The organism is Sporocytophaga sp. (assembly GCF_017745095.1).
Taxonomy (GTDB): Bacteria; Bacteroidota; Bacteroidia; order Cytophagales; family Cytophagaceae; genus Sporocytophaga.
Genome location: NZ_JAGHZZ010000015.1, coordinates 100158 through 106599, shown reverse-complemented (window position 1 = coordinate 106599; position 6442 = coordinate 100158). Strand labels below are relative to the sequence as shown.

At 35.3% G+C, this 6442-nt stretch carries 5 protein-coding genes; 4 read left to right on the top strand and 1 reads right to left on the bottom strand.

Annotated elements, in window-relative coordinates; all coding sequences use genetic code 11:
* Window positions 1-212 precede the first annotated feature (212 nt).
* Window positions 213-1955 carry a WYL domain-containing protein gene (locus J7604_RS19625; RefSeq protein WP_293899521.1) on the top strand — a complete coding sequence of 581 codons (1743 nt, stop codon included), beginning with the start codon at window positions 213-215 and terminating at the stop codon, window positions 1953-1955.
* Between the two features lie 292 nt (window positions 1956-2247).
* Window positions 2248-3855: a DUF4139 domain-containing protein gene (locus J7604_RS19620; protein ID WP_293899518.1), complete on the top strand. Its 1608-nt coding sequence runs from the start codon at window positions 2248-2250 to the stop codon at window positions 3853-3855.
* A 46-nt stretch (window positions 3856-3901) separates the two neighbouring features.
* Here J7604_RS19620 and J7604_RS19615 read toward each other — a convergent pair whose 3' ends face one another.
* On the bottom strand, window positions 3902-5035 hold the full coding sequence (locus tag J7604_RS19615; RefSeq protein WP_293899515.1) for an AI-2E family transporter: 1134 nt from the start codon (window positions 5033-5035) through the stop codon (window positions 3902-3904).
* A gap of 236 nt (window positions 5036-5271) precedes the next feature.
* Between J7604_RS19615 and J7604_RS19610 the strand changes: the two genes are divergently transcribed.
* Together J7604_RS19610 and J7604_RS19605 are read left to right on the top strand one after the other, a co-directional pair.
* Window positions 5272-5703 (top strand): transposase, encoded by a 432-nt coding sequence (locus J7604_RS19610; RefSeq protein WP_028981722.1) that lies wholly within the window; start codon window positions 5272-5274, stop codon window positions 5701-5703.
* A 103-nt stretch (window positions 5704-5806) separates the two neighbouring features.
* Window positions 5807-6442, top strand: coding sequence for an NAD(P)-dependent oxidoreductase (locus J7604_RS19605; RefSeq protein ID WP_293899510.1), 636 nt, complete (start codon window positions 5807-5809; stop codon window positions 6440-6442).

The following is a 6442-nucleotide window of genomic DNA, read 5'->3' as shown; positions in this document are numbered from 1 at the left end:
AAACTGTTGCTAATTTACTTTAATTAAGAATTATGTAATTCTAAACTTGCTTAAGCGGACACTATGACCTGAAGGAGATGGGAACAGTCTACAACATGAAATCGTAGAATTTAAATATAAATTTACCTACAAATCCAAATATTAACATGCTCACCAAAGTCACTCTCCTTCATGAGAGGGATTTAGGGTGAGGTTAATCCAACTTGAAAAAAATGCCTGTAAACAGAAACGCATTAATAAGATATAAAACCATCGACAACTGCCTGCAAAACAGATATAGGAAATGGACACTGGAAGACCTGATTGAGGCTTGTTCTGAAGCGCTATATGAATATGAAGGAATAGATAAGGGAATAAGCAAAAGATCCATCCAAATGGATATTCAGATGATGAGAAGTGATAAGTTAGGCTATAATGCTCCTATCATTGTTTTGGAAAAAAAATATTATACATACGAAGATCCTGAATATTCCATCACTAATATACCTTTAACCGGACAAGATCTGAATAAGCTAACGGAGGTAGTTGAATTATTAAAGCAATTCAGCGGCTTTAGTCACTTTCAGGAATTAAGCGGAATGGTGCAACGCCTGGAAGATAAGATACATTCTTCCAAAACCAATAAAAGCTCTGTTATTGATTTTGAAAAGAATGAAAACCTTAAAGGCCTTCAGTATCTGGATGCTTTGTATCAGGCTATTATCAATGAAACTCCTTTGAATATTATATACAAATCTTTCAAATCAAGAACAGCCAATACTTTATCCTTTCATCCTTATCTGTTAAAAGAATTTAGAAACAGATGGTTTCTTCTTGGCATCACTAAAAGAGGGCAACCTATGCTGAATCTCGCTCTGGACCGTATTGAGGGATTGTCTCATTCCAATATTACTTATATTAGATACAAGCAGGATGATATCAAAGACTATTTCAAAGACGTGATAGGTGTTTCAGTCAACCCTAATGGTGAACCTGAAAATGTAATGCTTTTTGTTGACCAGACAAATGCGCCCTACGTAATTACCAAACCGCTTCATCACTCTCAGCAATTAATAGAAACCACTGACAATGGTATTGTAATCTCCTTGAAAGTTCAACTCAATTTCGAATTGGAAAAAGAAATTCTTGGATTTGGAGATGCTATCAGGGTGATTAAACCTGAAAATCTGAAAAGAAGAATCAGAGAAAGACTAGCCCATGCCGTTGATCTTTATGATGCAGATCTCACTTCTTCAGGTATAAAAATGGCTTTGCAAAAAGTAGAAGGTAGAGGATCTGCGATCCTTCAGAATGTTTATACTAAAAAAGAAGTAAACAGGATCAAGGCCATTATCCAAGAATATTTTAACAAAACAGTTCCAAAAGAAAATAAACAGGTATATGCTATCAGGCAGCTACTAATTGAACTCCCTGAACTTAAACCTTTCCTGTTTAACAAGAACTTAAAGAAAATACTTGCCAGTAAAGGAGATAATCTTTTTTTATCCAAAGCTATTTACTTCGATAAACCTCCAGAATCCAACTGGTATGTTACATGGCATCAGGATATCACTATTAATGTAGACAAAAAAATAGAAACAGAAGGTTATACTGGATGGACACAGAAAGGTAATGTTATCAGTGTATGTCCCCCTGAAGAAATACTAAAAAATACATTGACCATCAGAATCCATTTGGATGATACAGATGAAAGGAACGGTGGTTTAAAAATGATACCCGGCTCTCATCAGAAGAAGCTTAATGACGAGCAGATTGCAACGATTACACAGAACAGTTTGCCACTCCCCTGCGATGTAAAAGCCGGAGGAATACATTTTATGAAGCCCCTCTTATTGCATGCCTCTTCAAAAGGGACTAATCAGAAACACAGACGAGTTCTGCATATTGAATTTAATTCTTCTGAATTACCTGGAGATATGGAATGGGCTGAGAAAGTTGTAAGTGATAAGTTATAAGAAAGTTGAAAGTTGAAAGTGCAAAATATATAGAGACGCCATGCTGGCGTTTCATAGTCCACCACAAGTCCTGGCTTGATGCTGATTTAGATTCACCTCCATATGGGTTTTAAGGAAAGCTAAATTAAAGGCAAAATTGACAAAATCATTTTGACTACTTAAGCTTCAATCTTTAACAGAGCTCTCAGCACAGACTTAACCCTGCCCTAATCTAAACCCAGTGGGTGAATATCAACATTCTCTGCGCTTACCTTTTTTCAATGAAGATAATTAATAGCAAACTGTTTTAAATATGAGATCATTTTTCCTGCTTTTCCTTTTATTTTTTTCTTTTAAAATACATGGACAAAAAATTATTGACAATTCTGAAATCAAAGAGGTGAGTGTATTTTCCCAGGGAGCTGAGATCAGCAGAGTCTTTAACATTCAGCTAAATCAGGGGAAAACAGAAATGATCATAACTGGTCTTTCTTCTAATATTGATCCTGGAAGCATTAATATCTCATCAACACCATTGGTAAAAATCATTTCCGTTTCAAGCAGAATAGATTTCACAAATGAATGGAGTCAAACTGAAGAGCTTAATAAATTAAATGATAGTATTGAAAAGGTTAATACAAAAATTGAATATAAAGAACTTCAATACGATGCTTTGGAAGAAGAAAAGAAATCTCTTCTTGCTAATTCAAAACGCGTGGGAAATGCCCAGGGCCTTTCTGTAGCCGAACTGGACAATGCTCTGAATTATACAAGAAAAAAGTTGGACGAGATCAATAATCTTTTACTGCAAAGAGAAGATGAGAAACAGCTACTAAATAAGAAACTTCAAAAACTTACAAGCCGTCAGAAACAGATACTTAGAGCGGATTCTGCAACTTCAGCGCATATTTATATGTTGGTTGAAAGTTCAATTCTGCAGAAGGTCACCTTTAAACTCCACTACTATGTAAAATCCTGCGGATGGTCACCTATCTATTCTGTGTTCTATAAAAGTATACAGGAACCATTAAAACTTGAATACAAAGCCAATATCCTTAATAATTCAGGAGAAAACTGGAAGAGTAGTAAAATCTCACTTCATGCAGGTAATCCCTCTCGATCCCTTACGGCGCCTGTCCTAGAGACATGGGTGCTATCTTATCATCAGAAAAAAAGAACAGGTAAAAATTATGGTTATTATGAATCCGGAAATGAAGGTTCTCTATCTAAAAAACAAATCAAAAAAGGAGCTACGGAAGAACAGGAAATAGAGCTGGAAGAAGGTGAAATGATTTTTAACATTGAAGGAGAACACTCTATTCCTTCTTCAACAAAGGAATATCTTGCAGATATAAAACAAACAGTATTGGAGGCTTCTTACCTATACCAATCCGTTCCCAAAATGGATGCAAAAGCTTATCTTATTGCGCGCATAAAAGACTGGGAAGGATTAAAGCTTATTGAGGGTGAGGTAAATGTTTACCAGAATGGAACCTTTGCAGGAAAGACTTATATTGATCCATTGGCTGCTGGGGATTCTCTTGAAGTTTCATTAGGACCAGACCCAGCTATACAGGTATCCAGGGTAAAGAAAAAAGATTTCAGCACTCGCAAACTAATAGGACTTCAGTTAGTGGAGAACTTCAGCTATGAAATAGACGTCAGAAACCTTAATTCAAAACCTGTTCAGATTGAAATCTTTGATCAGATTCCAATTGCCCAACAAGAAGAAATACAAATTTCATTGGAAGAAAGCGATGGAGCCTCTTATATGAAAGAAAATGGCAAGCTTACCTGGAAGCTTGATATTCCTGCTTCAATGACGTCCAAAATAAAATTGGGCTATTCTGTAAAATTCCCCAGAGATAAGGTGGTTATAATAAAAAGAACCGGTAAGGTGATGTGTCCGAAGTTTCGTTAACTAAACCGATAAGATAGAGAAGCTTATTGATACAGGCTTCTTTATCTTATCTGTTTTTCTTTAGTTTACTTTGTATCCAATCCTTCAATCTGGTTCCAAATCCGCCACTAGCTTCTTCATCATCCTCCCCAACCAGATAACCATATGGCTTGAGGGCAGGAACATTGTCACAAATAATTTTTACGATACCCAGTAATGGCAGAAACAACACCATTCCGTCAACTCCCCATATTGCCCCTCCAATAAAAATCACTATAATGGAGGCAAGAGCATTAATTCTAATATATCCAGCTACAATTTTTGGTGTTACAAAATTATTATCAATAAACTGTACAATCAGAACTACCCCTATTACACCTAGAGGATATATAAATGAATCCTCATAAATAAAGGCAACTATGAAAGGTAATGCAGCACCAATAAGCGCTCCTAAATATGGAATCAGATTCAGAACACCACCAAGAAATCCAAAAAATATAGCCTGTTTAACTCCCAAAATAAGAAAGCCTATTGAAGATATCACACCATATATAATCATCTCTATCAGCAAGCCTGAGAGGTAATGGATTGATAGTTTCTTGATTTTATTGATGATGAGATTTACCTGAGCATGCATTTCAGGCTTAAACAGCATCAGGATAAAGTTTTTTATTCTATCTCTTAATAATAAAAAGAAAAATATATAGATCAGAACAAGAAGGAAATTACCAAAACCAGAACTAAGGCTCATCAATAATTCTTTAAAGGTATCTCCTGCACCTGAAAGAAACTTCTGAACCCCTTCCTTCAACATGGAATTCTGCTTACTTACAGGTATCCGGGTTTCCTGCTCTATAAATTTATTAATCTCTACATACTTCTCCAGTGCCCTTTTTTTGATATAGGGAAAATCATCACTTAATTCTATCAGTTGGGAGGTGAATAGATATATGATGCTACTTACTACCAGTATAATAAGTAAGAGACATATAACTATAGAAATTCCTCTGCTCAGTTTTTTTTCTTCTAGTTTATTACACACTGGCAAAACCAGCATTGCCAGGATTCCAGCAAAGAGTATGGGAGAAATGATGCCTTGGATATAATAAAGTCCTGAAAAGAAAAAATAGGTTGTAATAACCAAAATCGAAAATCTAAAATATGCATTATCCGTAAATCCTCGCTCATTTGATTGTGCCATTTGATTTTAACTCATCTAAGCCATCCCGTGTTTAATGGCATTAAATTATTAATTCATAATTATTCTAATCACTTATCATTAAATCCATAATAGTTTAACTATCAGACAATTAACATTAATTAAAATATCATTCTGAGAATCATACCACCAAATCGGTTAAAATAATCTACTATTACTCTATAGATTTAATATAGAATTACTACTTTTGTAATGTGACATTAAACCATTATAAAACTATGCAGGCAACAGTAGAATATTTAAACGTATATAAGGATGAAGGTTTTGCTATTGAAGCTTTCAAAAAATTCCGTCTGAAAAAAGGAGTAGTTTGCAAAAAATGTGGTTCTACACATCATTATTGGCTTAAATCCAAACAACAATTCCAATGCAAGGATTGCAAATTCAGGACAACCATAAGAAGCGGTACAGTCCTGGAGGGCAGTAAACTTCCAATTTCATATTTCTTTATAACCCTACACTTATTATTAAAAAAAGGGAATACACTTACTGTAGATGAGCTTCAGGTGAATACCAATCACAAATACTATGAGCCATTGTGGGATTTTCTGAGAAAAGTGAAAGAGTATATAAGGAAAAATGAACAAGATCCTATACTGATTACTTACCTTGAAGTACTAAATGAATCTTCAATCCCTAAGGCTTCATGAAAAAATTATACAACACTTTTTCATAAATCAGCTTAATCTATGGAAAAAGTGCCGGGCAATATTCTAATAACTCCGGGGATTTTTCCAAAGATTTTGATCACACATGAAAATAGCATTAATAGGGGCAACCGGCCATATCGGAAGTAGAATATTAAAAGAAGCTTTAAACAGAGGACATAAAGTTACAGCAATAGTCAGAGATCCTTCAAAGCTAGCTTACACAGGAGCAGGACTAAAAATTGCTCAAGGAGATATTTTTGATCCGAATCAAATCTCTGAAATGATTAAAAATTCAGAAGTTGTGATAAGTGCTTTTGGTCCTGGTTTGAAAGAAACAGATAACCTCATAAAAGCAACTCAGGCACTTATTACTGCTATAAAAAATTCAGGAAACATAAGGCTTATTGCTGTCGGAGGAGCAGGATCTCTCGAGGTAGGTGAAGGAAGATTACTCGTCGACTCTCCCGAATTCCCTCAGGAATGGAAGCCCATCGCTAGAGCTCATAAAGAAGCTTTGACTCTTTATGAAAAAGAATTTGGTTTGGATTGGACCAATATTAGTCCTTCTGCCTTGATAGAACCGGGAGACAGGACAGGTATTTTCAGAATCAGTGGCAACAAATTACTGATTGACTCAGAAGGAACCAGTAAGATTTCAATGGAAGACTTTGCCGTAGCTATTTTAAATGAGGTAGAAAACCCCCGTTTCAAAAAAGGCCGATTTACTGTGGGATATTGA